The following is a 25,029-nucleotide window of genomic DNA, read 5'->3' as shown; positions in this document are numbered from 1 at the left end:
GGACCTGGGCGGCCCGGTGGACGGCGGTCGGCAAGGGGGATTCGGTGGCGCTGCGTCCGGCGGCGGGCGTGAGGGCCAAGACGACGGAGTACCGGGAGGCGGGCGCCTACTCGGTGCGCGTGCCGGCGGGGTGGCAGGCCGAGCGGAGCGGCTCCGTCATGCGGTGGAAGGACGTCCACACCGGGCGGGGGCTTCGCCTCACGCCGGCGCCCGGGGACCCCTTGGCGGGCCTCCGCGCGGCGGAGCGCGAGGCCGTGGCGGAACACCGGTACCCGGGATACCACCGGCTGCGGCTCCAGCGCGTCCCGGAGGTCATCGCCGGGGCCGCGGAGTGGGAGTTCACCTGGAAGGGCGAACCGACCCGCACGTTCGAGAACGGCGTCAGGCACGTGCTGTGCAGCCGGGCGGCGGGATACGAGTTCTGCTTCTACGCGCCCGATCAGGGGTGGACGCCGGGCCAGCGCCTCTATGACAAGATCCTGGTTTCGTTCCGTCCCGACCACGCCTGAGACCCGGGCGGGTACGGCTGCCGGTCAGGTCGTCTGCTGGAGCCTGAGGAGGAACTCGGCGTTGGACGAGGTGCCCTTCATCTTCTCCAGGAGCTGCTCGGCGGCCTGCTGCTTCTCCAGGCCCTGGAGGGCGCGGCGCAGCCGCCAGGAGAGCGCGAGTTCCTCGGGGGACATGAGCAGCTCGTCGCGGCGCGTGCCGGACGCCTCGATGTCGACGGCGGGGAAGACGCGGCGGTCGGCGAGGCCCCGGTCGAGCTTGAGCTCCATGTTGCCGGTGCCCTTGTACTCCTCGAAGAAGACGTCGTCCATGCGGGATCCGGTCTCCACCAGCGCGGTGGCGAGGATGGTCAGCGACCCGCCGTTCTCGATGTTGCGCGCGGCGCCGAAGAACTTCTTCGGCGGGTAGATCGCGGTGGTCGCGACACCGCCCGCCAGGATGCGGCTGCTGGACGGCGCCGCCAGGTTGTAGGCCCGGCCGAGCCGGGTGATGGAGTCCAGGAGCATGACCACGTCGTGGCCCTGCTCGACGAGGCGCTTGGCCCGCTCGACGGCGAGTTCGGCGAGCGACGTGTGGTCGTGCGCCGGGCGGTCGAACGTCGAGTGGATGACCTCGCCGCGCACCGACCGCTCCAGGTCGGTGACCTCCTCCGGGCGCTCGTCGACGAGCACGACCATGAGGTGCACCTCGGGGTTGTTCTCCGCGATCGCGTTGGCGAGGGCCTGCAGCACCATCGTCTTGCCGACCTTGGGCGGCGACACGATGAGCCCGCGCTGCCCCTTGCCGATCGGCGCCACCAGGTCGATCACGCGGGTGGCGAGCGCGCCGGTGTCCAGGCGCAGCCTCTCGTTGGGGAACAGGGGGGTCAGCTTGGCGAACTCGGGACGGCCTCCCGCCTCGGCGGGCGCCACTCCGTTCACGGTCTCGACGTGGGCGAGCGAGGAGAACTTGTCCCGGTTGGTCTTCGGGGGCCTGGCGGTCCCGGTGACGGCGTCGCCGGGACGAAGGTTGTTGGCCTTGACCTGGGTCAGGGAGACATGCACGTCGTCGTGCCCGGAGTGGTAGCCGGAGGTGCGGACGAAGGCGTGCTTGTCCTGGACGGCGAGGATGCCGTGGAAGGGAACGGCCGGTGCGTCATCGGGGGCGGGACGCCGTCCCTGGCGTCCGCTCCTGCGGTTGCCGGGAGCGGGGACGCCGTGCGCCTTCTGATCGGTGGCGCGGCGCTCTGTGGCGGGCCGTTCGGTGGTGAGGGTGGAAGCGGACATGTGGGTCCCTTCTCAGGCCGGCGCGGAGCGTGCCGCGCGGCCCGGGGTCGAAGTCCGCGTACGGCGGCGGAGTCCGCGGCGCGTACGCGAGACAAGAATGAGAAATGCAGCTCCGTTCACGGGGCTGGCGTCGACTCCCTCGTGCGGCGGTCCGGAACACCGGCCTGCGTGTACCGAACCGGGAAAATCACCGGGCGCTCAGATGACCCGGGCGGGGAAGAAACGCCCTCGCCGCGATTCGCGGAAACCCGAAGGCGTTGTCTTGAGAGTACAGCACTCCGGGACGGTTCCGCATTCCCGGAGGGCGGTGACGATGTTCATGCAGGTGATCCCCTGTGGTGGCGGGCACTGTGATGGCGGGCTCGTGGTGGCGGGCGATCGGGTGGCGGGCGCGCGGCCCCCGGCGCGATCCGTTCCCGATGGATGATGCCTACGTTCCTTATGACTCCCCGTCCGGCCGCAAGGTTCCGATCAGGCCGACGACCCTGGATCACGGCCATCGGCGACTGCGGTACCCCGGGAAGCGGCCCGGTGAACCCGGCTCCGTACGATGAGCCGCGTCGAAGCATAGGGGGAACGATGGTCGCCGGGCTCCACGCCGAGGTAGCCGAGGGCGTCGGGACGATCACGATCGACCGTCCGGCCAAGCGCAACGCCATGTCGGCGGACATGTGGCGGGCCCTCCCCGCCCTCCTGGACGATCTGGCCGCGAACACGGCCGTGCGCGTCGTGGTGCTGACGGGGGCGGGCGGCGACTTCTGCGCGGGCGCGGACATCTCCGAACTGGCCGACATCCACCGCGACGACGACTCGCACCTGTCGACGGTCGCCGAGCGGGCCCTGGCCGCGTTCCCGAAGCCGACCCTCGCGGCGATCGAGGGCTACTGCGTCGGCGGCGGCTGCCAGCTCGCGGTGGCCTGCGACCTGCGGTTCGCGGCGGACGGCTCCCGGGTCGGAGTCACCCCGGCCAAACTCGGCATCGTCTACCCGGCCCCGGCGACGACCCGCCTCGTCCGCCTCGTCGGCCCGTCCGCCGCGAAGTACCTGCTCTACTCGGCGGACCTGATCGGCGCCGAGCACGCGCTGCGGATCGGGCTGCTGGACGAGGTCGTCCCGGCGGACGGCCTGCGCGAGCGCGTCGCCGGGTTCGCCGAGACCCTCGCGTCCCGTTCCCTGCTCACCCAGCGGGCGACCAAGGACATCGTGGACGCCATCGCCATCGCCGCCGCCGGCCCGGTCGCGGACAGCGCCCGGCGGTGGCTGGAGGAGGTCGCGGCCAGCGGCGAGGTCGAGGAGGGCATCGCCGCGTTCCTCGAACGCCGCGCCCCCGACTTCCCCTGGACGTCCCCGGTCCGCTGACCCGGGGCCGGACTCACCCGGACGGGTCGCGGGCGGCGGACGCGGTCATGTCGCAGACCCGGCCCTCGGGGAGCCGGCGCAGCCGCCGGGCCGCGACGGCGGGATCGTCCAGCAGCCCGGCGATCTCGGGACGAAGCAGCTCGGCCAGCGGAAGCACCCCGCACAGCAGCGACTCCGGCGTCCGGACGAGGAGGAACGGCCCGATCCGCGCACCGCCCCGGTCCGTGTCGCGCAGAGCGGCCAGCAGAGGCCGGACCTTCTCGATGGATTCCGCGCAGTTCGTGCACAGCCCCCGCACCAGGTCGATGAAGTCGCTCTCCAGTCCGCGGGGGCTGCGGCCCGAAAGGTAGTAGCGGTCCCGGTCGGTCAGCTCCACGCGCAGCCCGTGCAGCTCGGCGAACCGTTGGAACGGGCCGGTCAGCGTGGGCCGCACCGCGGACGGCTGGACGGTGAGGGTCCCGGCGACCACGTCGGCGGGACCGGCGCCCAGGGACGCCGCGACGGCCTGGTCGAGTCGTCCCACCAGGTGCGCGCGTAACCCGGCGACCTCGGCGGCCAGCCGTTCCACGGCCTCGCGCTGCAGGTCGGCGGCCTCCCGCTGGCGGCCCAGCCGCTGGTTGACGTCCGGCACCAGCCGGTCGTTGATCTGCGAGATCAGCGATCGGATCCGCGCGTCGGCCTCGCCGAGCGCCTCGCGGTCGCGGTCCTGTTCCCGTGTCAGCCGGTCCAGCCGCTCCGCCTGGGACGTCCGGAAGCCCTCCAGCTCGTCCCGTGTCCCCTTCAGCGCGCGGAGCTGGGTGCGGATGTCGGCGATCTCGGGGGCGCCCGGCGACCGCCTGCGCTCGAACGCCGAATACAGTTCCCGCCCGGCGATCGCCAAGCAGAGCAGGACCAGGATCACGGTCATCGCGTCCTCCCGGGGCCATCTCGCCGAGCAACCTATGTCACCCGGCGCGGGCCCGGATAGACCGATATGGCCGTGAGGAAAGACTTCGCTGGACGGGTCAGCGGTTGAGGTAGGCGAGAACCGCGAGGACGCGGCGGTTGTCGTCGCCGGTGACGGCCAGGTCGAGCTTGCTGAAGATGTTCGCGGTGTGCTTGGTCACGGCCCGCTCGGTGACGACGAGCCGCTCCGCGATCGCGGCGTTGGAGCGGCCCTGCGCCATCAGCTCCAGGACCTCCGTCTCGCGCGCGGTGAGGCGGCTCAGCGGCGTGTCGCGGGTCTGGCTGGCGACGAGCCGGGAGACGACCTCCGGGTCCATCGCGGTGCCGCCCGCCGCGACCCGGCGGATCGCGTCGACGAACTGGCCCGCGTCGAACACCCGGTCCTTCAGCAGGTAGCCGATGCCTCCGGTGCCGTCCGCGAGCAGCTCGCGCGCGTAGAGCTGCTCGACGTACTGCGACAGCACGAGGACCGGCAGCCCGGAGATCTGCCGGCGCGCCGCCAGCGCCGCCTGCAGCCCCTCGTCGGTGAAGGACGGCGGCAGACGCACGTCGACCACCGCCACGTCCGGGCGGTGGTCGAGCAGTGCCTTCAGGAGCGAGGGTCCGTTGTCGACGGCGGCCGCGATCTCGAAGTCGTGCGTTTCCAGGAGGCTGACCAGGCCCTCTCTCAGGAGAGCGAGGTCTTCGGCGAGGACAACGCGCACGGCAGCTCCATGGTCACGATCGTCGGGCCGCCCACCGGTGAGCTGAGGGCGAGGATCCCGTCGAATGTACCGATCCTGCGCTCGATCCCGCGCAGGCCCGTGCCGCCGTCCAGCGTGGCGCCGCCCTGCCCGTCGTCGGTGACGGTGATCCGCAGCATGCCGTTCTCGTGGCGCAGGTCGATCCAGACGTTGGACGCCCCGGAGTGCTTGGCGGCGTTGGTGAGGATCTCCGAGATCGCGAAGTAGGCGGCGGACTCGACCGGCGGCTCCGCCCGTCCGGGCATCTCGACCGTGACCTCGGGCCGCATCGGGTGGTCCAGGGCCTGGGCCTTCACCGCGTCGCCGAGGCCGCGGTCGGCGAGCACCGGCGGGTGGATGCCGCGGACGAGGTCGCGCAGCTCGTTCAGCGCCTGCGCCGACGACTTGCGGGTCTCCGACAGCAGCAGCCGCGCCTTCTCCGGGTCCTTGTCGAGCAGGTGCTCGATCGCGCCGAGGCTCATGCCCATCGCGACGAGCCGGGCCTGCGCGCCGTCGTGCAGGTCGCGCTCGATGCGGCGCAGCTCGGCGGCGGACGCGTCCACGGCCTCCGACCGGGTCTCGGTGAGGCGGTCGACGCGCAGCGCCAGCTCCGTCTTCTTGGTGGGGCCCAGGAGCAGCCTGCACCAGCGCCCGTACGCGGCGAGCATCTTCGGCCCGACGGCGAACCCGGCCGCGATGAAGGCGGTGCCGACGGCGACGGTGGCCGCGCGCAGCCCGGCGTCGCCGGCGTAGCCGGAGTCGACGTGGATCCAGGTGTACCACTCGTTGCCGCCGTGGTCGGCGATGAGCCCGCCGGTGAACGCGGCCAGGAGGTAGCCCCACAGCCCGTACGCGATGAGGAGGGCGGGCAGCGCCGCGGTGAACATGATGACGATCGGGTCGGCGGCGGTCCACAGGTAGTCACGCCAGGTCGCCGGCTCGACGAACTTGTCGACGAACCGCTTGAGGATGCCGCTGGCGCCGTGCTCGTACTCGCGTTCCCGCAGGTAAGGGCGCTGGATCGCGATGCCGGTGTACTCGTTGACCAGTTGCCGGTACGCGTCCAGCCGGTCGCGCAGCAGCGTCACCGCGGACGGGAACAGCAGCACCCCGATCACGCTCGTGATCATGGAGACCACGGTGATGAACCACAGCCCGAGGAAGAACGCCGGGATGCCCAGCACCCACAGCTTGATCCCGCGCCATGGGGTCCTGACGTGCTGCCGCAGTCGTGTCTCTTTCACCAGTTCGCCGCTCACCGTGGTCCTCCGCAGGTCGCTTGCCGTCTGGATCCAGTCTTCTGGCATGCGCCTATGAGCACAGTGTGCCCGCAACCCGAACCAGGGGTGTACCTGAGTGCACCCCTGTGGGTGTTTCAAAGTGCGACGAAGGTGAGGCCGCGCTTCTTCAGTTTCGGGATGGCGTCCTCAAGGGCCTTGAGCGTCTGCGAGCGGTCGCCGCCGCCGTCGTGGCACAGGAGGATCTGGCCGTCCTTGCCCTTGAGGAGCGCCTTGCGGATGCGCCGGACGCCCGGCCGCGCCCAGTCGCGCGGGTCGACCGCCCAGTCGATCGGCAGCATGCCCTTCTCGGCGGTCAGCTCAAGGACGGCCTTGGACCAGGCCCCTCCCGGGGCCCGGAAGAACTGCGGCACGACGCCGGTCGCGTCCGCGATCCGGTCGTGCGCGTCGGCGATCTCCTTGCGGATCTTCTTCTTCGGTAGACCGTCGAAGGACATCGGGTGCGTCTCGGTGTGGTTGCAGATCTGGTGCCCGGAGTCGGCGATGCGCCGGGTGAGCCGCGGATACTCCTTCACCTGCTCGCCGATGATGAAGAACGTCGCGCGGACCTCCTCCTCGGCCAGCAGGTCGAGGATCCGCGGCGTCCACTCCGGATGGGGCCCGTCGTCGAGGGTCAGCGCGATCGACTTCGGCGGCGCCGCGGGCGAGAGCTGCGAAAGCTCCCGGACGGGCGTCTCCAGCGCGGTCAGCTTCGCCGGCGTCCAGGCCGCGGGACGCGGTGTGGGCGTGGGGGTCGGCGTCGGCGCCGGCTTGGCGGGCGGTACGCCCCGCGGAACCGTCCGCTCCGATGCCGATGCCCCGTCCGGCGGGCGGGTACCGTCGGCGCCGAGTGCGGTGAGACCGGTCACCGCCCCCATGATCAATAGCGCTCTGCGGCGGGACGTCCCACCGGCGACACCAACCTCCACAACCTCAACGCTATCGGGGTTTTTAGGGGTAAGAGGTGGTCTATGAGATCACAATCGGCTCACTTGGCGGACGGGTGAGGGTATGAGCGCCGCACCCGAGGTCGGGCCGGTCCTGGGGCTCGTGCTCCTCGCGCTCGCGGCGTCCGCGGCGCTGCTGGTCCGGCTCGGCGGTCTCGGGCTCGGCCGGGACGTGATCGTCGTCTCGGTGCGGGCCGCCGTCCAGCTCACGGCCGTCTCGCTGCTCATCGTCGCGGTGCTGCGCAGCGCGGGCTGGACGGCCGCCTTCGTCGTGGGCATGGTCGTGGTCGCCGCCGCGACCGCGGGACGGCGCGTCACCGGCCGCACCGCCGGGCCCGGCTGGTGGACCGTGCTGCCGATCGCCGCCGGGGTCGCGCCCGTCCTGGCACTGCTGCTCGCCACGACGCTGGTGCCGCCGCGCCCGGTGGCGGTGCTGCCGATCGCGGGGATCTTCATCGGCGGCGCGATGACCGCGACCGGGCTCACCGGGCGACGCGCGCTGGACGAGCTGACCACGCGGCGCGGCGAGTACGAGGGCGGGCTCGCGCTCGGCCTCGTCCGCAGGGACGCGGCACTGGAGGTGTGCCGCCCGGCCGCCGCGCTCGCGCTGGTCCCCGCCCTGGACCAGACCCGCACGGTCGGGCTGGTCACGCTTCCCGGCGCGTTCGTCGGCGTGCTGCTCGGCGGCGCCGACCCGGTGGAGGCGGGCGCGATCCAGCTTCTGGTCCTCATCGGCCTCCTGGCCATCGAGTCCATCGCGGTCCTCATCACACTGGAACTGGTGGCGACCGGCCGCCTGCACGGCGCAACTTCGAAGGGGAGGTCGTAAGTGGGTATCGACGGCAAGGCCGTGGACGCGCTCGGCGACGAGCGGCTCGACTGGCGGTTCAAGGCGGTCCCGGCGTCCGCGCACGGGATGACGGTCGCCGAGGCGCGCCGGGCGCGGCTGCCCCTGGACGACTTCGGGACGCCGCTGCTCACCCTCGACGCGGGCGCCCTCGACCACAACGTCCGGGCGATGGCCGAGTGGGCGGACGCGGCCGGACTGGAGCTCGCGCCGCACGGCAAGACGACGATGGCCCCGGCCCTGTGGCGGAGGCAGCTGGACGCCGGCGCGTGGGGCATCACGATCGCGAACCTGCCGCAGCTCCGCGTCGCCCGCGCGTTCGGCGTCCGCCACGTCCTGCTCGCCAACACCCTCATCGACCCCGCCGGCCTCGCCTGGCTGGCGGCCGAGCTGGAGTGGAACCCCGAGTTCGAGTTCCTGAGCTGGGTCGACTCGGTGCGCACCGTCGAGCTCATGGACGACGCCCTGCGCCTGGCCCGCGCCCAGCGCCAGGTCGACGTCTGCGTCGAACTCGGCGGCCCCGGCGGGCGCACCGGCGTCCGCGACGACGGCGACGCCCGGACGATCGCCGACGCCGTCCGGAGGGCCCCGACGCTCCGCCTCGCCGGGATCGCCGGGTACGAGGGCGCTCTCGCCCACGACGCGTCCGAGGAGGGGCGCGGCGCGGTGGACGCCTACCTGCGCAGGCTCGGGAACCTGTACGAGGGTCTCGAGTTCGAGGTCGGCGAGCCGGTCGTGTCGGCGGGCGGCAGCGCGTTCTTCGACCAGGTGGCGGAGGTCCTCGGCGGCCTCGGCGGCCGGGTCCTGCTGCGGTCGGGCGCGTACATCGTCCACGACGACGGCTTCTACCGCGGCATCTCCCCGTTCGCGCGAGGCGCGGGCGGCGCCGGCTCGCGGCTGCGCTCCGCCATGCACGCCTGGGCGCGTGTGGTGTCCCGCCCGGAGGCCGGCCTGGCGATCCTGGACGCGGGCAGGCGCGACCTGCCGTTCGACCAGGGCCTGCCCGAACCGCAGGTCGTCCGGGGCAAGGGGCCCGGACCGGTGGACGGGGCGCGGATCACCGCCCTCAACGACCAGCACGCCTACCTGGTGGACGGCACCCCCGAGATCGGCGACGTGGTCAGGCTCGGCCTCTCCCACCCCTGCACGGCGCTCGACAAGTGGACGATGATCCCGGTCGTCGACGACGCCGGCGCCGGGCACCCCACGGTCGTCGACTACATCCGGACGTGGTTCTGAATCAGTGGTCGAGCAGCGACCTGAAGTGCGCGAGGATCGGCGCGCACAGCTTGGGGAGCGCGGCGTGCTGCCCCATCGCGACCTTCCCGGTCACCAGCGACGCCACCCCGCCGAGGAGCATCCGGCACGCGAACTGGGGATCGGGCAGCGCGCGGAACCGCTCGTCCTCGGACAGCAGCCCGTCGATGATCTCTTCGAACCCGCGCTGCGCCGTGTACCGCAGCGACGTCGCGGCGGGTCCCGCCGCGTAGATCTCCAGCAGGAACGTGCGCGCCGCGCCCCCGTCGGCCGCCAGTTCCCGCAGGTAGGCGCACAGCGCGCCCTCAAGCCTCAGCATCAGGGGCTGGTCGCGGGCCGCGAGCGCGTCGTTGACCGCGCCCAGGAAGCGCGCGGCGGCCGCCTCGTAGGCCGCCAGGAAGCACGCCTGCTTGTCGGCGAAGTGCTCGTAGAACGTCTCGCGGGACACGTGCGCTCGCTTGAGCACGTCCGCGACGGAGGTGCGGGCGTATCCCTTCTCCCCCACCGCCTGCGTCATGCCCTGGAGCAGGCGGTCCCGCTGGGAGGCCGCGACCTGTTCGCGGGTGAGGTGATGGCGCCCGCGCGGCAGGGAGGTGAAGCCGTCGGAGTCCACCCGTACAAGCTATCAACGGGCTCTGGCCGCATGATGAAATCGATTAACGGCGAACAATGTTGTTCGCCGAGCTGTTACGGTTTCAGTGCATATCGGGGACCGGTCGCCCTTGTCCTGGAACGGGGCGGGCGTCCGTGCGATCACGGCCCGGCGCAGCCGGCGCGTGGTGACCGTTCCGTCCAGCCAGTGCGCCACGGGGGCCGATCTGTCCTGGACGAAGTACGCCACGCGCAGCTGACCCCGTCGCCGGGCCCGATCCGGCCGGAAGCACCGCGCGGCCCCGTGGTGCCCTGCCCGGCCCTATCGGCCTGCCCTCACGGCAGCAGGCCCGCGCGGCGGGCGGTGGTGACCGCTTCCAGGCGGGTGTGGCTGTCGAGTTTGCGCATCGCCGAGCGCAGGTAGCTCTTCACGGTCTCGGGCAGCAGGCCGAGGCGTTCGGCGGCCTCCGCGTTGGTGCAGCCGATCGCGACGTATGACAGGACGTCCAGCTCGCGCGGCGAGAGTACGGGGCGCGGGGACGCGTCGGGCTCGTCCAGCCCGGCGGCGGCCAGGCGCAGCGACGCCTCGCGGAGCCGGTCACGGGTCGGCAGGTCGCGGACCTCCTCCGCCAGAGCCCGCAGCTCGGCGTGCACGGCCCTGACCTCTTCCCAGCGGGCCGTGGACGTGCTGGGACGCGTGCGGGCGAGCGCCTCGTCCGCCCTGTCCTGGACGGCGAGATCCTGCTCGAGGTCGCGGGCGGTCTCGACGGCGGCGCCCACGACGCGGTCCGCGAGCGACAGCGGCTCCCGCAGCGCCCCGTACAGGACACCGCGCACCCGCCGCCGCACGACGATCGGGACCGCGACGATCGACAGCAGCCCCTCGCGGCCGACGGGCTTGTCGTAGTCGTGGCTGATCGAAGCCGAGCACGGATAGTTGCTCACCCACAGGGGGCGCGCCATGGCCATCGCCTTGCCGCCGAGCCCGTTGCCGTGGCGGACGACGAGGCCGTCCAGCGAGTCGGTGGTGTTGCCGACCAGTTCGGTGATGCGCAGGCGGTCCTGGCGGCCGGACACGGCGCCGCCGAAGACCATCGGCAACCCCGTCGTGCGCTGCAGCGTCAGCACGGCCGACCGGACGGCACCCGCGTCATCGCCCATGCTCAGAGCATGCCCCGCCCGAGCCCGGTCACGAAAGCCCGCCCGCCCGTCGACTTGCGGCGTGTTGTTGTTATGCGGGCCTTCAGAACAACAACACGCCGCAAGTGAACGTGTTCAGGCGTCGGTGGCGGACTCGTCCAGGCCCAGGATGTCCACGGCCTCGGTGCGCATCTGCACCTTGCGGACCTTGCCGGTGACCGTCATCGGGAACTCGTCCACGACGTGCACGTAGCGGGGGATCTTGAAGTGGGCGAGCCTGCCCTCGCAGAACGAGCGCAGATCGCCGGCGGTCAGGTCCGGCGCGCCCTCGCGCAGCCGTACCCACGCCATCAGCTCCTCGCCGTACTTCTCGTCCGGGACGCCGATGACCTGCGCGTCGACGATGTCCGGATGGCCGTAGAGGAACTCCTCGATCTCGCGCGGGTAGATGTTCTCGCCGCCCCGGATGACCATGTCCTTGATCCGGCCGGTGATGGTGACGTAGCCGTCGTCGTCCATCACCGCGAGGTCGCCGGTGTGCATCCAGCGGGCCGCGTCCACGGCCTCGGCCGTCCTGTCCGGCTCCTCCCAGTAGCCGAGCATCACCGAGTAGCCGCGCGTGCAGAACTCGCCGGGCTCGCCGCGCGGGACGGTGACGCCGGTCGCCGGGTCGATGACCTTGACCTCCAGGTGCGGGAGGACGGTCCCGACCGTGGAGACGCGGCGGTCGAGGGAGTCGCCCGCGCGGGTCTGCGTCGACACCGGTGACGTCTCCGTCATGCCGTAGCAGATCGCGACCTCGCTCATGCCGAGCCGCTCGATGACCTGCTTCATCACCTCGACCGGGCACGGCGACCCGGCCATGATGCCGGTGCGGAGGGCGGACAGGTCCAGGCCGTCGAGCGCCGGGTCGCCGAGGACGGCGATGAACATCGTCGGCACCCCGTACAGCGACGTGCAGCGCTCGGCCGCGACCGCCTCCAGTGTCGCCTTCGGGTCGAACGCCGGCGCCGGGATCACGACGCACGCGCCGTGGCTGGTCGCCGCCAGGTTGCCCATCACCATGCCGAAGCAGTGGTAGAAGGGCACCGGCACGCACACGCGGTCCTCTTCGTCGTAGCCGCAGAGTTCACCGACGAAGTAGCCGTTGTTGAGGATGTTGTGGTGCGACAGCGTCGCGCCCTTGGGGAAGCCCGTCGTCCCGGACGTGTACTGGATGTTGATCGGGTCGTCGGTGCTGAGCGTCCGGCCGATCTCGATGAGCGCGGACGGGTCGCCCGCGCGGCCCGACTCCACGAGCGCGTCCCACTCCGGGCCGCCGATCAGCACGACGTCCCGGAGCGCGTCGCACGCCGGCCGGACCTCCTCGATCATGGCCGCGTAGTCGGACGTCCTGAACGCCTTCGCCGAGACCAGCGTCCTGACGCCCGCCTGGTTGAGGACGAACTCCAGCTCGTGGACGCGGTACGCGGGGTTGATGTTGACGAGGATCGCGCCGAGCTTGGCGGTGGCGTACTGGACGAGCATCCACTCGGCGCAGTTGGGCGCCCAGATCCCGACCCGGTCGCCCTTGACGACGCCGAGTCCGCGCAGGCCGAGCGCGACGGCGTCGACGTCGTCGGAGAAGCGCTCGTAGGTCCAGCGGCGGCCGGAGGCGGTCTCGACGAGCGCGTCGCGTTCGGGGAAGGCGGCGACCGTTCTGTCGAGGTTCGCGCCGATCGTGTCGCCGAGCAGCGGGGTGGCGGAGACACCGGACGCGTAGGAGAGCGTCATCGCAGGTCCTCCTCGCGGAACTCGCCCGGGGGCCGGTCGTCCGCGCCCGGGTGCTTGTCGAACTCGCTGGTCCGCAGCTCGACCCGGCGGATCTTGCCGGAGATCGTCTTGGGCAGCTCGCCGAACTCCAGCAGCCGGACCCGCTTGTACGGGGACAGCTGCGCCCGGCTGTGCTCGAAGATCGCCCTGGCCGTCTGCGCGTCCGGCTCCCAGCCGGCGGCGAGCGTCACGTACGCCTTCGGCACGGCCGCCCGGACCGGGTCGGGCGAGGGCACGACCGCGGCCTCCGCGACGGCCTCGTGCTCGATCAGCACGCTCTCCAGCTCGAACGGCGAGATCTTGTAGTCGGACGCCTTGAAGACGTCATCGGCCCGCCCGACGTAGGTGATGTATCCGTCCTCGTCCCGGGAGCCGATGTCGCCGGTGTGGTAGTAGCCGCCCGCCATCGCCTCCTCGGTGCGCGCCTCGTCGCCGTGGTAGCCGACCATCAGGCCGAGCGGGCGGTCCTCCAGTTCGAGGCAGATCTCGCCCTCGTCGCCGGGCCGCCCGGTGAGCGGGTCGATCAGCGCCACCTTGTAGCCGGGCACGGCGCGTCCCATCGACCCCGGCTTGACCGGCTGGCCCGGCGTGTTGGCGATCTGGACGGTCGTCTCGGTCTGCCCGAACCCGTCCCGGATCGTCAGGTTCCACGCGTCCCGAACCCGCTCGATCACCTCCGGGTTCAGCGGCTCACCGGCCGCGACGACCTCCCGGGGCGGCGTCGCGAGCCGTCCCAGGTCGGACTGGATCAGCATCCGCCACACCGTGGGCGGCGCGCAGAAGCTCGTGATGCCGCAGCGTTCGATCGTGTCGAGCAGCCGGTCGGCGTCGAACCGCGTGTAGTTGAAGATGAACACGCACGCCTCGGCGTCCCACGGCGCGAAGATGTTGCTCCACGCGTGCTTCGCCCATCCCGGCGACGAGATGTTCAGGTGGACGTCCCCGGGCCGCAGCCCGATCCAGTACATCGTGGACAGGTGACCGGCCGGGTACGTGGCGTGCGTGTGCTCGACGAGCTTCGGCTTCGCCGTCGTCCCGGACGTGAAGTACAGCAGCAGCGTGTCCTGCGACATGGTGAGGCCGTACGGCGTGAACTGGTCCGCCTCCTCGTACGCCTCCTGGTAGCGCACCCATCCGTCCACCGGGTCGCCCACGGCGATCTTCGTGTACTCGCCCTCCACGCCGTCGAACTTGCCGGTGTGGTCGGAGCCGGCCACCACGTGCCGGGCGTCGCCGCGCGTCAGCCGGTCCTGGAGGTCGGCCGTGCCGAGCAGCGGCGTGCACGGGATCAGGACCGCGCCGATCTTCATCGCGGCCAGGACCGTCTCCCAGAGTTCGACCTGGTTGCCGAGCATCAGGATGATCCGGTCGCCGCGCCGCACCCCCGACCGCCGCAGCAGGTTCGCCACCTGGTTCGACCGCCGCGACATCTGCGAGAACGAGTACTTCGCCTCCGAGCCGTCCTCCTCCACGATCCACAGCGCGGGGGAGTCGTTGCTCTCGGCGATCCTGTCGAACCAGTCCAGCGCCCAGTTGAAGCCGGTCAGCACCGGCCAGCGGAACTTCTCGTACGCGGTCGCGTAGTCATCGCGATGCGCGAGCAGGAAGTCGCGCGCCGCACGGAACTCGACAGCGGGCATGGTCTCTCCTCGAAGCCGCACGGACAACCGGTACGGAGGATCGTCGCCACGCCGCGTGACGCACGCCACCCCCGAACGGGGGTACCCGTCCGGGAACCCGGCGAAGCCCGTCCGTCGTCCTCCCCGTTAGCGACGAACGCCGACCGGAGCAGCGGTGCCATGTGCGGCTGACCAGCTCCCGCCGGGATGTGAGCCGTCCTCCCGCGTCTCGGGGCGACGGATCACGCCGCGAGGCCGTCCAGGATCTCCGCGACAGGCGCGGGATCCAGGGGGCCGATGTGCGACGCCTTGGGAAAGTCGTGCACGCGGAAGCGGTTGCGGGGGGTGAGCGCGTCGGCCTCTTCGACCATCCTGTCCTGGAGCGGGGCGGCGATCGTCAGGTCCCTGCCGAACCACAGGTAGGTGCGGGGGATGCGCCCCCACCTGCTCGCCCGGCCCGCGGCCCGGCCCGCGTAGACGGCGACGGACTCGTCGCTCTGCAGGTCGGCGAGCACGCGGCGGAAGGCCGCGTCGGGGTAGTCCGCGCAGATCACTGGTACGACGCGGGCACGAACGCCTCCGCGCCGTGCCACGGCTGGTCCACCGGGACGACGCGGTGGCCGCGCAGGGCCAGTTCCCGCGTGATCGGCGTCCAGAATGCGCCGGCGCTGTGAGTGCCGTGCACCAGCACGTAGGTGGTGGTCCTGCGCCGGGTGTCCGCCGCCGCCTCCGCGGTCCCGAGCCCGGTCGCCGGCGCGGCGCCGCCCGCCGCCAGCCCCAGGCCCCGCAGAGCCGTCCGTCTCGTGGTGCCGGTTCCCGTGCTGCCGGTGGATTCGCTCATGACGGCGACGCTACGAGCGGCCCGCGGCCCCTCACCAACGGTCCAGCACCACCCGCGGGGTAGGGGAAGCACCACCGTCCGGCCGCCGGCCGTGGTGCGCGGTATCGAGCAATCCGGCACGCCGGGACACACGGTCATGCTTCGATGTTGTTTGTCTGGAATGTGTGGATCGAAAGGTTTTGCCATGGCCGACCTGGACCCGACCGCCACGTTCAAGGAGTTCGACGCCGACGGCGACGGCTACATCACCCGTGAGGAGTTCACCGCCGCCATGAAGGCGCGCGGCGAGGAGGTCACCCCGGCGGAACTCGACTCGATCTTCCGGGTGGCGGACGGGCGCGACGGCGACGCCGACGGCCGCATCTCCCAGGCGGAGTTCCTCGTCGCCTGGGACCGCTGACCCCGGCCGGACCGGCCCCGGCCGGGGGATCACGAGGCGGGGATGGGCACCGCGACGTCCGGCAGGTCGACCGGCTCGGGCTCGCGCCAGGCGCCCGACAGCAGGACGCTCAGCGAGAGCAGGTGCCAGCTCTGCCCGGGGCGGCGCGGCGGCACCTCGGCGAGCCGCCGCTCGACCGCGCCGCGGTCGACGATGGAGAACAGCTCGGCCGGCGCGTCCAGGATGTGCTCGCGGAACACCCCGGCCAGCTCCGACCCGTACGACTTGCGCCAGTTGAACCCGGCGGCGCCCGTGCTCGGCGGCGTGGCGCGGCGCCGCCAGCCCGGCCACTCGCGGAGCGAGCGGGCCCGCTCCCGCTCGAACCGCCACCGCTTGCCGTCGAACGGCACGTCGCGCAGCCGCGGTGCGAACATGTTCAGCACCAGCGCGACCGGCTCCTCGCTCAGCCGCCACTCCACGGGCAGCGCCAGAGCGGCGCGCGCCACCCGGTTGTCGAGGAACGGGTGGTAGTAAGCCCAGTTCATGAGGGTCGCGGTGTGCGAGCCCGCCAGCCAGCGGCCGGTCTTGTAGAACATGTGCAGCTTGTCGAGCACGTCGACGCCGTCGCGCTCGTAGCGGGCGGCCCACTCGTCGTAGTAGCTCTCGGCGTAGGCGTTGGCCTCCGCGCTGAGGAACTCGCGCTGGGCCAGGAAGATGGTCTTGAGCCGCCGGTGGACGCCGTCCCGCGTCAGGTCGCCCTGATCGGCCAGGAAGCCGCCGCGCAGCCGCTCCCCGCCGGAGCCGGAACTGCGCGGCTCCGGATCGTAGGCCGCCCACCGGTTCACGCCCTCGTACGCCGAGTTCATGCCCTCGCACATGCGGACCAGCGCGTGGGCGCGCCGCACCGGGTGGCGGACGACGACCGCGCCGGCCTCCTGCCTGTCGACCGTGACCCGGCACTCCACGCCCAGCACCTCGGCCACCCGCTGCGCCAGGACCACGTCGGGGCTGCCGGCCAGGCCGTGGGTGGCGCCGAAGAACGGGACCCCGGCGGCGTGGCAGGCGGCGGCGATCAGCCGGCTGTCGCGTCCGCCGGACAGCGCCAGCCGCATCGGCCGGTCGTGCCGCCGGAACGGCTCGACGGCCGCCAGCAGCGCCTCGGCCAGCGGCTCCACCCGTGCGCGTGCCTCCTTGCGGCCGCCCGGCTCGGGTCCCTGCTCGGGCAGCGGCCGCACGACGACCTCGGCGGCCCGGCCGTGCCGCGCGACGTACGCGGCCGCGTTCGGGACCGCCCGCACGCCCTCGAACGGCGTCTCGTCCGAGACGAAGAACCCGTGCCGCACGATCGACTGGAGCGCCATCAGGTCGTAGGCGGGCGCCGGGCGGGCCAGCCCGGTCGCCGCCGCCCGCGCCGCGAGGTGCGCCAGCAGGGCACGGGACGCCGCGAACCGCAGCCCGCCCGCCTCGGCGTGGTAGACGGGGCACGCCCGCGTGACGGACGTGGCGGCCTCGAACCCGTCCTCCCCGGCCCGGAACACCGAGAAGCAGCCGCCGATGTCGTCCAGGCCGTCCCCGAGCGCGGCGGCGCCCAGCAGCAGGTCGGCGTCCCCCTTGCCGCCCAGGTAGCCGCAGTAGGCCAGGGCGCGGCCGCCGGACGTGAGGATCGGTTCGGGGAACGGCTCCTCGACCGGTTCGTTGGACCACACCAGCATCGCGGTGGCGCCGTCCGGCGAGACCCACTCCGCGGTACGCCACCGGTCGGCGGGCGCGGGCACGGCCTCCTCGATGGCCCGCCGAGCAGCCGCGAGCACCCCGTCCGCGATCCGCTCACCGCGCTCCCGCGCGGACACGACTAAACAAGCACGCATGCACGCCACCCAACCACCGCCCGGCGAACGCCCCATGAACACCGAACGACCATAGGGCGCGCTCCCCGGCCGCCCGGCCCCGCTACTTTCCTGTGAGGAAAGTGCATGCTACTTTCTCCATAGGAAAGTAGGAGGTGTGCGTGAACCCCGAGGAAGCACGTAGTTCGCTCGATGACATCCACCGGCTTCAGGAGCGGACGCGGGACGAGTACGTCCGGCACAGTTTCGCCCGCTCGTACATGTTGCTCTCGGCGCTCGGCCTGTTCGTCGCCGTGGCGTCGCTCGACTTCCCGCAGCCCTGGCAGATCGTGGTCTTCCTCGTGGGTGAGGGGATCCTGGTGGCGTCGGCGCTCGTGCAGCGGCGTCGCGCTCCCGTCCAGAGGAAGCCCACCGTCCCGGAGGTGATGTTCCAAGTGGCGATGGGCGTGATCCTCATCGGCGCGTTCATCGCCTACAGCATCGCCAGCGCGCTGGGTGCGTTCGCGTTCGACCTGCCCGTCCAGCACACGATCACGGGCGCCGCGCTCGCGCTCACGGCCCTTGCCGTAGCGGTGCCCGTCCGCCGCCTGTTCGGTTCGATCGTCCGCAGCGGCTGATGGACGCGCGATTCGACGAGTTCCTGCACGTGCCGGCGCGGTTGTCGATCGTCGCGCTGCTGGCCCCCGCGGGCTGGGCGGAGTTCGGCTTCATCCGCGACAGCATCGGGACCAGCGACTCGGCCCTGTCGAAGCAGATCACGGCGCTCGCGAACGCCGGCTACGTCACCGTCCGCAAGAGGCGGGACGGGGCCGTCCGGCGGACGCACGTGCAGCTCACGCTCCAGGGGCGCGAAGCGTTCCAGCGCCACGCCGCCGCCCTGGAGCAGATCGTCGCGGCGGCGCGGACCCCGCAGCCGCCCGCCGGTGTATGAGGCCCGGCTACGCCCTTCCGGCGCGCCGTTCGAGGAACCTTCGCGCCGCCGGGTCGTCGGTGAGCGCCGCCGCTTCGGTGTAGGCGGCCGCCGCGTCGTCCGGCCGGCCCAGCCGTGCCAGCAGGTCGCCGCGGGTCGCGTGGTACGGCTGGAACCGTTCCCGTTCCGGCGGTAGCGCGTCGAGCAGTCCGAGCCCGCGTTCCGGTGACCCGGTCCGCCCGACGACGGCCGCGTTCGCCACGTGGCTCCCGAGGCTCGGGGCGACGGCGACCAACGCGGCGTAGAGGGTGCGGAGCGACGTCCAGTCCGTTTCGCCGGTGCGGGCACGGTCGCAGTGGACGGCCTGGATCGCCGCCTCCAGCTGGAACCGTCCGGGCGCCTGGCCTGGCCGTTCGGCCTTGTGGAGGTAGGACTCGCCCTCCTCGATGAGGCGGCGGTCCCAGCCGGACGGATCCTGCTCGTCCAGCGGCAGGAACGGCAGACCGGGCGCCCTCGCCCGCGCCGACGCCAGGGTGAGCAGGGCGGCCAGGCCCCACGGCTCCGCCTGGTCGCGGAGCAGCGTGGCCAGGGTGACGGCCAGGTACCGCGCCTCACCGGCGAGCGAACCGCTGTCGCCGCGGTCCGGCCACGCCAGCGTGTAGCAGCCGTACACCGCTTCGAGCACCGGCGGCAGCCGTTCCGGCATCGCCTGCCGCCCCGGGACGGCGAACGGGATCCGGGCGTCCCGGATGCGCCGCTTGGCCCGCACCAGCCGTTGCGACATCGCCCCGTCGGGCACGGCGAACGCCCGCGCGATCTGGGCGGACTCGAAGCCGAGGACGACCTGCAGCATCAGCGGCGTGCGGACGTTCGCGGCGATCGCCGGGTGCGCGCACACGAAGAGCAGGGCCAGCCGCCGGTCGGGGATCTCGTCCGGGTCGGCCTCGTCCAGCGCGGGTCCGCCCAGCACGGGTTCGACGCCGGCGGCGGCCTCCAGGGGAGCGTGGCGGCGGTGCCCGGCGGACTTCCAGACGTCCCGCTGCCGGTTCCGTGCGACCGTGAGCAGCCAGCCCTCCGGGTTGGCCGGGACGCCGTCGCGCGGCCACGTGGCCAGCGCCTGCTCGAACGCCTGCGCCAGGGTGTCCTCGGCGAGCTGGAGGTCGCCCGTCGGCGCGGCGAGGAGCGCGACCAGCCGGCCGTACGACGCCCGCGCGGTGCGCTCGGCGACGCCGGCGGCGGTCTCACCGGTCACGACGACGGAACCCACGCCCCGGCCTCGGTGTGCACGGCGCCGGGCCGGACCTCGACCGTGCCCCACGAGGCCGGCGGCGCCTGCCGCGCCCACTCCAGTGCGGCGTCGAGGTCCGGGACGTCGATGATCATCACACCGCCGAGCTGCTCCTTGGTGTCGGCGAACGGGCCGTCCTGGATCCGCGGCTCCCCGCCGGCGAGCGTGAGCGTGGTCGAGGCGGCCGACGGCTGGAGGACCTGGCCGCTCACCAGGATCCCGGCCTGCTCCAGCGTCGCGGCGTAGGCGTCGAACGCGTTCCTGCCGGCGGCCATCGTCTCGGCCCCGAGCGACTCGTCGGTCTCTTCGGTGTAGTGGAACAGCAGCATGTAGCGCATGTCCGTAGCCTTCCCCTTCACGTGGTGATGTCTTGTAGTGATGACGAGATCGACGGGGCCGGACAGACACCCCCGGCGAAATTCCTGCGGAATCAGCCCGGCGCCTTCCGGCTGAGGTGCTCCCACGCCCGGTACTCGGCGGTCCGGGCCTCTTCCAGCTGCCGCACCATGTCGTAGGAGGCGCCGCCGACGATCAGCCGCAGCGGCGGCTCCGCCAGGCCGGCCAACTCCATGATCACCGGTGCCGCGGTGCTCGGGCGCGGGCCTGCGTCCTCGCCCCATATCTCGGCCAACCGTGCGCGCAGCGTGTCGTACTCCGGGCGGGGCTCCGTCATCGTGGTGCCCCGCGTGAACAGGTCCGTGCCGTATCCGCCGGGCTGCACGATCGTCACCTTGACCCCGAACGGGGCCATCTCCATCGCCAGCGCCTGGCCCAGCGAGTCGAGCGCCGACTTGCTCGCGCCGTAGAACCCGGTGGAGGCGACGCCGCCGCCGGTCCCCTCGAGGTGACCTGCAGGATGTGGCCGGACCCTTGGGCGCGCAGATGCGGCGTCACCGCCTGTGTCACCCAGACCGCGCCGAAGAAGTTGACGTCGAACTGGGCGCGGATCTGCTCCTCGCCCGCCTCCTCGACCATGCCGAGCAGCATCGCCCCCGCGTTGTTGACGACGACGTCGAGCCGTCCGAACGCCGCCGCGGCCTGATCGACCACCTTCCGGACGGCCTCCCGGTCGGTGACGTCGAGGGTCAGCCGTACGAGGCCGTCCGGGTGCGGTGAGACGAGACGGTTCGTCTTGTTAATGAGGAGTACGGGGACGCGCCGGTCGATCGTCAAGACGGACCGTCTCGTCTCGTTCAGATGCTACGCTTCCGGACGTGTCCCACCCCGGAAAGCCGAACCCCGCCCGGCGGAGCGAGCGATCCCGGCGGGCCGTCCTCGGCGCCGCCCGTGAACTGGTCTCCGAACTCGGGTACGCCAAGGTGTCGATCGAGGCCATCGCCGCCCGTGCGGGCGTGGGCAAGCAGACGATCTACCGCTGGTGGCCGTCCAAGGGCGCGGTGATCGTCGAGTCGTTCCTGGAGCTCAGCGAGACGGACGCGGGCATGCGGCTGCCCGACACCGGCGACCTTGAGGCCGACCTCAAGACCGTCATGCGGGCGACCGTCGCGGAGTTCACCGACCCGGCGTTCGAGGCGCCCATCAGAGCGCTCACCATGGAGGTCATCGCCGACCCCGCTCTCGCGGCCCAGTACCGCGAGAAGCTGGCCGGCCCCGTGGACGAGGCCAAGAAGGAGAGGCTGCGCAGCGCCCAGCGAGCGGGGCAGCTCGCTGCGGACGCCGACCTCGACCTCGTCCTGGAGGTGCTCTATGCCCCGCTCAACCTGCGCTGGCTCCACCGGGCGGGACCGCTCACCCCGGACTATGCCGACGCGCTGGTAGAGGCGACCCTCCGCGCCTTCGCCCCCTGAACCCCACGGGGGCTTCGCGGGGCCTTAGCCGGTGGGGTCGAGGGTGGACAGCGCCTCGTCCAAGGCTTGGGCGAGGTCCAAGGACGGGTCGTCCTTCCAGCGGAGCATGATGTCGAGCATGACGCCGAAGGCCGCACCGGTGAGGGTGCGGACGGCGACGTCGTCCGGGCCGACCCCGGCGCGTTCGGCGAGGATCGCGGTCACCGTCCGCATGGTCTCGATGTAGTTGCCGAAGGCGGCGCCGCGCAGAGCGGGGACCGACAGGATGAGGACGGTCCGCTCACGTCCGGCGGCGAGGTCGTCGGAGGACAGGGTGACGAGCATCGTGCGGACGGCGGTGCGCAGGGTCTGGATCGGGGTCAGCTCCGGCGGCTGGTTGCGCAGCGCCTCGAAGAACTCCGGGTCGGCCTCGTCGGTGATGACGAGGTCCTCCTTGGTGGGGAAGTAGCGGAAGACGGTGGTGTGCGCGACCTCCGCCGCCTGCGCGACCTGTTCGACGGTCGTCGCCTCGTAGCCGCGCTCGCCGAACAGCCGCAGCGCCTCCCGCTGGATCGCGGCGCGCGTCCTCGCCTTCTTCAGCTCCCGCAAGCCCGGCTTCGGCGCCATCACCCCAGCCCTTCGTCACTCCGTCCTGGACGTGGAGCCTACAATCGCCGGTTCCGCGTGGAGGCGTTCGCCTTCCACGTCGACGTGGGGGAGGGCGCCGTCCAGGCGGGCGGGCAGCCACCATCCTGCGCGGCCGAGCAGCGCCATCACCGCGGGGACGATCGTCATCCGGACGAGGAACGCGTCGAAGAACACCGCGACGGCCAGCGCGAAGCCGAACGACTGCACCATGGGCGTGTCCGACAGCATGAACCCCGAGAAGACGCTGATCATGATGACGGCGGCGGCGGTGACGACGCGGGCGCCGTGGGCCAGGCCGGTGACGGCGGCGTCGGTCGGGGACGCGCCGCGGACGTGCTCCTCGCGCATCCGGGTGACGAGGAAGACCTGGTAGTCCATCGCCAGCCCGAACACCATGCCGATCAGCATGACCGGCAGCAGATGGACGATGACGCCGGACGAGTGGACGCCGAGAAGGCCGTTCAGCCAGCCCCACTGGAACACGGCCACGACCGCGCCGAACGTGGCGGCGACGCTGAGCAGGAAGCCGAGCGTCGCCTTCAGCGGCACCAGGATCGAGCGGAACACCAGCGTCAGCAGCAGGAACGCGAGGCCGACGACGACCGCCAGATAGGGGACGAGCGCGCCCGCGAGCTTCTCGGACGTGTCGATGTCGATCGCCGTCTGCCCGGTGACGGCGACCGTGGTCCCGCCGTGGGAACCGAACCGGTCGCGGATGGTGTGGATGAGGTCCTCGGTGGCCTCGCCGGTCGGTCCGGCGGCGGGAACGACGCCGACGAGCGCGGTGTCACCGGCCGCGTTCACCACCGGGGTCTCGACGGAGGCGACGCCGGTCAGCGACGTGACGTCCTTCGCGACACGGTCCGCGGCGGCCTTCGTGTCGCGTGGAGCCTGCACGACGAGGGTCAGCGGGCCGTTGACGCCGGGTCCGAATCCGTCCGCGAGCAGGTCGTAGGCCGCCCGCTGGGTCGTCCCGGCCGGGGCGGCGCCGTCGTCGGGCAGCCCGAGCCGCAGGTCGAGCGCGGGCGTGGCCGCGACGAGCAGCCCGGCGGCGGCCAGGAGCGCCACCGGGAGCGGACGGGACGTGACGAACCGTCCCCAGCGGCGTCCGCCGGAGGATGTGGAACGTCCGCGGGCCAGGGCGCGGTGTCCGGCGAAGGCGAGCAGGGCGGGCAGCAGCGTGAGGGCGACGAGGACCGCGACGGTCACGGTGAACGCGGCGGCGAGGCCGAGCTGGGTGAGGATGGGGATGTCCACGACGGCCAGGCCCGCCAGCGCGATCACGACCGTCAGGCCCGCGAAGACGACGGCGGATCCGGCGGTGCCCGCCGCCTGCCCGGCCGCGTCCACGGGTTCCCGCCCGCCCGCGACCTCCTGCCGGTAGCGGGAGATGATGAACAGCGCGTAGTCGATCGCGACGGCGAGGCCGAGCATGAGCGCGAGCGCCGGGGTGTCGGAGTTCAGCTCGACGAAGGCGCCGGCGGCGGTGACGGCCGAGACGCCGATGGCGATCCCGGCGGCGGCCGTCAGCAGCGGCAGCCCGGCGGCGACGAGCGATCCCAGGGTGACCAGCAGGACGATCGCGGCGGCGACCACTCCGAGCAGTTCACCGGCGCCCTCGACCGACACCGCTGAAAAGAGTGCAGCCCTTCCCCGGAGGGAAGGGCTGCGAGGCGTGCACGCAGGTGTCGCCTGCCGGTCAGTCCCCCGAGGCCGGCGAGCGGCGGAACCAGGCGACCGCGCCGGCGGCCGCCGCGATGACGAGCGCGATCAGGCCGATCCACAGCCAGCCCGACGACCCGCCCGACTCCTCGGTGCCCACGGCGTTCGTCGCGGACGGCTCCGGGGCCGGGGGCGCGGCGGCGCTGGACGGCGCGCTGGACGCATCGCCGGGCGATCCCGCCGGTGAGCCCTTCACGGTGAACGTGTAGGTGCCCTGGATCGGGTGGCCGTCCGAGGACACGACCCGCCATGCCACCGTGTACTCGCCGTTGGACGGCGCACTGCCGAGCGCGGCCGTGACCTCGTTGTCGACCGCCTCGGGCTCCCCGGCCTGGTACTCCTTCCCCGACGCGTCCGTGACGATCACGCGCGGCAGCCGCACCGAGCCCGAGAACGTCAGGACGATCTCGGACGGCGCCTCGACCGTCGCGTCCTTCTTGGGGCTGGAACCCGTCAGCGTGTCGTGCGCCGCCGCCGGGGTCGCGGACGTCGCCAGCACCATCAGCACCGCGGCGGCGCCCGCCGCGGCGATCCGCGCGGCCCGCACGAGCGGCCCCATGACCGGGCGGCTCATGACCGGGCGGCTCATGACCGGCTCCGGGCGCGCGTCAGGCCGAGGCCGCCGATGCCGGCGCCGATCACGCCGGCGGCGATGCCGAGGCCGCCGAGCAGCCGGGCCGTCCCGTCATCGGACGCCGCCGCGGGTTCGGCGGGCTTCTTCTGGGCGGTCAGCCCGGCCGTTTCCGTGCCGCCTTCCGGGAGGAGCTTGAGGACCGGCGCGGGATGCTCGGGCTCGGCTCCGCCCTCGACCGGGGGTTCCTCCCACTTGACGACCTCGTCGTTCGAGTACGTCTGGTCGGCCTTGAAGATCATCTGGCCGGTGTCCGTCGGCAGCCGCCCCATCGAGACGTCGAACTCCTGGAACTGGCCGGGCTCGATCTCGCCGCCGGACCAGGTGATCGTGCTGACGGCCTCGGTGAGCGTGGCGCCGTGCGCCTTGATCGGCTCCGGGAGCTTGGACTTCTCCACCTTCACCTTCCAGCCGGGGGTGGGGCGGACCGACACCGACGACAGCGGGTGCTCGGCGGGCAGGTGGACCACGACCTTGACCGTGGACGCGTTGTCGCGCTCGTTCGGCACCCGGAACGCCACCTTGGCGTACGAGCCCTGCTCGGCGGAGTCGGGGTTGGCGGTGACGTGCGCGGACGCGGCCGTGGCCGGCACGGCCACGGCCAGGGCCGACAGGGACGCGACGGCGCCGGCCCTGCGGGCATGCGGTGCGAAGGACATGACAGAACTCCGTTCGAGTCGTACGGGAG

Annotated in this window: 27 protein-coding genes and 1 pseudogene; 8 read left to right on the top strand and 20 right to left on the bottom strand. The window is 72.4% G+C overall.

All coding sequences use genetic code 11. From position 1 onward, the window contains the following. On the top strand, positions 1-509 hold a 509-nt coding region (locus tag E1281_RS02430; protein ID WP_207943059.1), incomplete at its 5' end, for a hypothetical protein. A 24-nt stretch (positions 510-533) separates the two neighbouring features. Here the strand turns inward: E1281_RS02430 and rho are convergent. Then, a pseudogene (rho, locus tag E1281_RS02425) lies at positions 534-1,631 on the bottom strand (transcription termination factor Rho); the annotation flags it as partial. A gap of 720 nt (positions 1,632-2,351) precedes the next feature. Between rho and E1281_RS02420 the strand changes: the two are divergent. Next, positions 2,352-3,131: an enoyl-CoA hydratase-related protein gene (locus E1281_RS02420; protein WP_131875445.1), complete on the top strand. Its 780-nt coding sequence runs from the start codon at positions 2,352-2,354 to the stop codon at positions 3,129-3,131. A 13-nt stretch (positions 3,132-3,144) separates the two neighbouring features. Here E1281_RS02420 and E1281_RS02415 read toward each other — a convergent pair whose 3' ends face one another. From E1281_RS02415 to E1281_RS02400, 4 genes are all read right to left on the bottom strand, one after another. Continuing rightward, entirely contained in the window at positions 3,145-4,038 is an 894-nt protein-coding gene (locus E1281_RS02415) for a hypothetical protein (RefSeq protein ID WP_131875444.1), read from the bottom strand. 97 nt (positions 4,039-4,135) lie between these two features. Further along, positions 4,136-4,780 carry a response regulator transcription factor gene (locus E1281_RS02410; RefSeq protein ID WP_131875443.1) on the bottom strand — a complete coding sequence of 215 codons (645 nt, stop codon included), beginning with the start codon at positions 4,778-4,780 and terminating at the stop codon, positions 4,136-4,138. Beyond that, entirely contained in the window at positions 4,744-6,105 is a 1,362-nt protein-coding gene (locus tag E1281_RS02405; RefSeq protein ID WP_131875442.1) for a histidine kinase, read from the bottom strand. The genes E1281_RS02410 and E1281_RS02405 overlap by 37 nt, the downstream gene beginning before the upstream one ends. Before the next feature lie 68 nt (positions 6,106-6,173). Continuing rightward, complete coding sequence (locus E1281_RS02400) at positions 6,174-6,953, bottom strand: polysaccharide deacetylase family protein (protein ID WP_131875455.1); 780 nt, start codon at positions 6,951-6,953, stop codon at positions 6,174-6,176. A 133-nt stretch (positions 6,954-7,086) separates the two neighbouring features. Here E1281_RS02400 and E1281_RS02395 point away from each other — a divergent pair, with 133 nt between their 5' ends. Both E1281_RS02395 and E1281_RS02390 read left to right on the top strand, forming a co-directional pair. Beyond that, positions 7,087-7,851, top strand: coding sequence for an ABC transporter permease (locus E1281_RS02395; protein ID WP_131875441.1), 765 nt, complete (start codon positions 7,087-7,089; stop codon positions 7,849-7,851). Beyond that, on the top strand, positions 7,852-9,108 hold the full coding sequence (locus E1281_RS02390) for an amino acid deaminase (protein ID WP_243716498.1): 1,257 nt from the start codon (positions 7,852-7,854) through the stop codon (positions 9,106-9,108). Position 9,109: 1 nt separating this feature from the next. Here E1281_RS02390 and E1281_RS02385 read toward each other — a convergent pair whose 3' ends face one another. From E1281_RS02385 to E1281_RS41065, 6 genes are all read right to left on the bottom strand, one after another. Continuing rightward, positions 9,110-9,739, bottom strand: coding sequence for a TetR/AcrR family transcriptional regulator (locus E1281_RS02385; protein WP_131875440.1), 630 nt, complete (start codon positions 9,737-9,739; stop codon positions 9,110-9,112). 314 nt (positions 9,740-10,053) lie between these two features. Beyond that, complete coding sequence (locus E1281_RS02380; RefSeq protein WP_131875439.1) at positions 10,054-10,878, bottom strand: helix-turn-helix transcriptional regulator; 825 nt, start codon at positions 10,876-10,878, stop codon at positions 10,054-10,056. 114 nt (positions 10,879-10,992) lie between these two features. Further along, positions 10,993-12,630, bottom strand: a complete 1,638-nt coding sequence (locus tag E1281_RS02375; protein ID WP_131875438.1) for an AMP-binding protein — start codon at positions 12,628-12,630, stop codon at positions 10,993-10,995. Beyond that, positions 12,627-14,309 (bottom strand): AMP-binding protein, encoded by a 1,683-nt coding sequence (locus tag E1281_RS02370; RefSeq protein ID WP_131875437.1) that lies wholly within the window; start codon positions 14,307-14,309, stop codon positions 12,627-12,629. Before E1281_RS02370 ends, E1281_RS02375 begins: the two co-directional genes overlap by 4 nt. A gap of 221 nt (positions 14,310-14,530) precedes the next feature. After that, positions 14,531-14,842: a hypothetical protein gene (locus E1281_RS02365; protein ID WP_207943058.1), complete on the bottom strand. Its 312-nt coding sequence runs from the start codon at positions 14,840-14,842 to the stop codon at positions 14,531-14,533. Then, positions 14,839-15,129 (bottom strand): hypothetical protein, encoded by a 291-nt coding sequence (locus E1281_RS41065; protein ID WP_207943057.1) that lies wholly within the window; start codon positions 15,127-15,129, stop codon positions 14,839-14,841. Before E1281_RS41065 ends, E1281_RS02365 begins: the two co-directional genes overlap by 4 nt. Before the next feature lie 184 nt (positions 15,130-15,313). Between E1281_RS41065 and E1281_RS39920 the strand changes: the two genes are divergently transcribed. Next, positions 15,314-15,529, top strand: a complete 216-nt coding sequence (locus E1281_RS39920; protein ID WP_165958758.1) for an EF-hand domain-containing protein — start codon at positions 15,314-15,316, stop codon at positions 15,527-15,529. Positions 15,530-15,558: 29 nt separating this feature from the next. Here E1281_RS39920 and E1281_RS02355 read toward each other — a convergent pair whose 3' ends face one another. Next, positions 15,559-17,358: an asparagine synthase-related protein gene (locus E1281_RS02355; protein WP_131875435.1), complete on the bottom strand. Its 1,800-nt coding sequence runs from the start codon at positions 17,356-17,358 to the stop codon at positions 15,559-15,561. Positions 17,359-17,516: 158 nt separating this feature from the next. Here E1281_RS02355 and E1281_RS02350 point away from each other — a divergent pair, with 158 nt between their 5' ends. Both E1281_RS02350 and E1281_RS02345 read left to right on the top strand, forming a co-directional pair. Beyond that, positions 17,517-17,972, top strand: coding sequence for a hypothetical protein (locus E1281_RS02350; RefSeq protein ID WP_131875434.1), 456 nt, complete (start codon positions 17,517-17,519; stop codon positions 17,970-17,972). Beyond that, the gene (locus E1281_RS02345) at positions 17,972-18,286 is read left to right on the top strand and encodes a transcriptional regulator (RefSeq protein WP_131875433.1); all 315 of its coding nucleotides are present in this window, start codon (positions 17,972-17,974) and stop codon (positions 18,284-18,286) included. The genes E1281_RS02350 and E1281_RS02345 overlap by 1 nt, the downstream gene beginning before the upstream one ends. A 7-nt stretch (positions 18,287-18,293) precedes the next feature. On the opposite strand, the gene E1281_RS02340 is transcribed toward E1281_RS02345, so the two are convergent. The 4 genes from E1281_RS02340 to E1281_RS42500 all read right to left on the bottom strand — a co-directional run bounded on the left by E1281_RS02340 (position 18,294) and on the right by E1281_RS42500 (position 20,726). After that, positions 18,294-19,517: a DUF6596 domain-containing protein gene (locus E1281_RS02340; protein WP_131875432.1), complete on the bottom strand. Its 1,224-nt coding sequence runs from the start codon at positions 19,515-19,517 to the stop codon at positions 18,294-18,296. Then, positions 19,514-19,891 carry a YciI family protein gene (locus E1281_RS02335; protein ID WP_131875431.1) on the bottom strand — a complete coding sequence of 126 codons (378 nt, stop codon included), beginning with the start codon at positions 19,889-19,891 and terminating at the stop codon, positions 19,514-19,516. Before E1281_RS02335 ends, E1281_RS02340 begins: the two co-directional genes overlap by 4 nt. A gap of 92 nt (positions 19,892-19,983) precedes the next feature. Further along, positions 19,984-20,328, bottom strand: a complete 345-nt coding sequence (locus E1281_RS42505) for a hypothetical protein (protein WP_279433581.1) — start codon at positions 20,326-20,328, stop codon at positions 19,984-19,986. Further along, complete coding sequence (locus E1281_RS42500; RefSeq protein ID WP_207943055.1) at positions 20,280-20,726, bottom strand: SDR family NAD(P)-dependent oxidoreductase; 447 nt, start codon at positions 20,724-20,726, stop codon at positions 20,280-20,282. Before E1281_RS42500 ends, E1281_RS42505 begins: the two co-directional genes overlap by 49 nt. Before the next feature lie 41 nt (positions 20,727-20,767). Here E1281_RS42500 and E1281_RS02325 point away from each other — a divergent pair, with 41 nt between their 5' ends. After that, on the top strand, positions 20,768-21,361 hold the full coding sequence (locus E1281_RS02325; protein ID WP_131875430.1) for a TetR/AcrR family transcriptional regulator: 594 nt from the start codon (positions 20,768-20,770) through the stop codon (positions 21,359-21,361). 24 nt (positions 21,362-21,385) lie between these two features. On the opposite strand, the gene E1281_RS02320 is transcribed toward E1281_RS02325, so the two are convergent. The 4 genes from E1281_RS02320 to E1281_RS02305 form a co-directional block, all read right to left on the bottom strand. Beyond that, positions 21,386-21,967 carry a TetR family transcriptional regulator gene (locus E1281_RS02320; protein WP_131875429.1) on the bottom strand — a complete coding sequence of 194 codons (582 nt, stop codon included), beginning with the start codon at positions 21,965-21,967 and terminating at the stop codon, positions 21,386-21,388. A 15-nt stretch (positions 21,968-21,982) separates the two neighbouring features. After that, positions 21,983-23,617 carry an MMPL family transporter gene (locus tag E1281_RS02315; protein WP_131875428.1) on the bottom strand — a complete coding sequence of 545 codons (1,635 nt, stop codon included), beginning with the start codon at positions 23,615-23,617 and terminating at the stop codon, positions 21,983-21,985. Between the two features lie 70 nt (positions 23,618-23,687). After that, on the bottom strand, positions 23,688-24,299 hold the full coding sequence (locus E1281_RS02310; protein ID WP_243716496.1) for a copper resistance CopC family protein: 612 nt from the start codon (positions 24,297-24,299) through the stop codon (positions 23,688-23,690). After that, the gene (locus E1281_RS02305) at positions 24,296-25,000 is read right to left on the bottom strand and encodes a YcnI family protein (protein ID WP_131875427.1); all 705 of its coding nucleotides are present in this window, start codon (positions 24,998-25,000) and stop codon (positions 24,296-24,298) included. Before E1281_RS02305 ends, E1281_RS02310 begins: the two co-directional genes overlap by 4 nt. Positions 25,001-25,029: the final 29 nt, after the last annotated feature.

The sequence above is a fragment of the Actinomadura sp. KC345 genome (assembly GCF_004348515.1).
Lineage (GTDB): Bacteria > Actinomycetota > Actinomycetes > Streptosporangiales > Streptosporangiaceae > Spirillospora.
The sequence above is the reverse complement of the archived record's forward strand: the minus strand, read 5'-3'. Positions and strand labels throughout refer to the sequence as shown.

Coding starts and splice junctions, on each gene's coding strand:
- E1281_RS02420 (WP_131875445.1), top strand. CDS start 2,352: ATGGTCGCCGGGCTCCACGCCGAGGTAGCCGAGGGCGTCGGGACGATC.
- E1281_RS02415 (WP_131875444.1), bottom strand. CDS start 4,038: ATGACCGTGATCCTGGTCCTGCTCTGCTTGGCGATCGCCGGGCGGGAA.
- E1281_RS02405 (WP_131875442.1), bottom strand. CDS start 6,105: ATGCCAGAAGACTGGATCCAGACGGCAAGCGACCTGCGGAGGACCACG.
- E1281_RS02400 (WP_131875455.1), bottom strand. CDS start 6,953: ATGGGGGCGGTGACCGGTCTCACCGCACTCGGCGCCGACGGTACCCGC.
- E1281_RS02395 (WP_131875441.1), top strand. CDS start 7,087: ATGAGCGCCGCACCCGAGGTCGGGCCGGTCCTGGGGCTCGTGCTCCTC.
- E1281_RS02380 (WP_131875439.1), bottom strand. CDS start 10,878: ATGGGCGATGACGCGGGTGCCGTCCGGTCGGCCGTGCTGACGCTGCAG.
- E1281_RS02375 (WP_131875438.1), bottom strand. CDS start 12,630: ATGACGCTCTCCTACGCGTCCGGTGTCTCCGCCACCCCGCTGCTCGGC.
- E1281_RS02370 (WP_131875437.1), bottom strand. CDS start 14,309: ATGCCCGCTGTCGAGTTCCGTGCGGCGCGCGACTTCCTGCTCGCGCAT.
- E1281_RS41065 (WP_207943057.1), bottom strand. CDS start 15,129: ATGAGCGAATCCACCGGCAGCACGGGAACCGGCACCACGAGACGGACG.
- E1281_RS39920 (WP_165958758.1), top strand. CDS start 15,314: ATGGCCGACCTGGACCCGACCGCCACGTTCAAGGAGTTCGACGCCGAC.
- E1281_RS02345 (WP_131875433.1), top strand. CDS start 17,972: ATGGACGCGCGATTCGACGAGTTCCTGCACGTGCCGGCGCGGTTGTCG.
- E1281_RS02335 (WP_131875431.1), bottom strand. CDS start 19,891: ATGCGCTACATGCTGCTGTTCCACTACACCGAAGAGACCGACGAGTCG.
- E1281_RS02320 (WP_131875429.1), bottom strand. CDS start 21,967: ATGGCGCCGAAGCCGGGCTTGCGGGAGCTGAAGAAGGCGAGGACGCGC.
- E1281_RS02310 (WP_243716496.1), bottom strand. CDS start 24,299: ATGAGCCGCCCGGTCATGAGCCGCCCGGTCATGGGGCCGCTCGTGCGG.
- E1281_RS02305 (WP_131875427.1), bottom strand. CDS start 25,000: ATGTCCTTCGCACCGCATGCCCGCAGGGCCGGCGCCGTCGCGTCCCTG.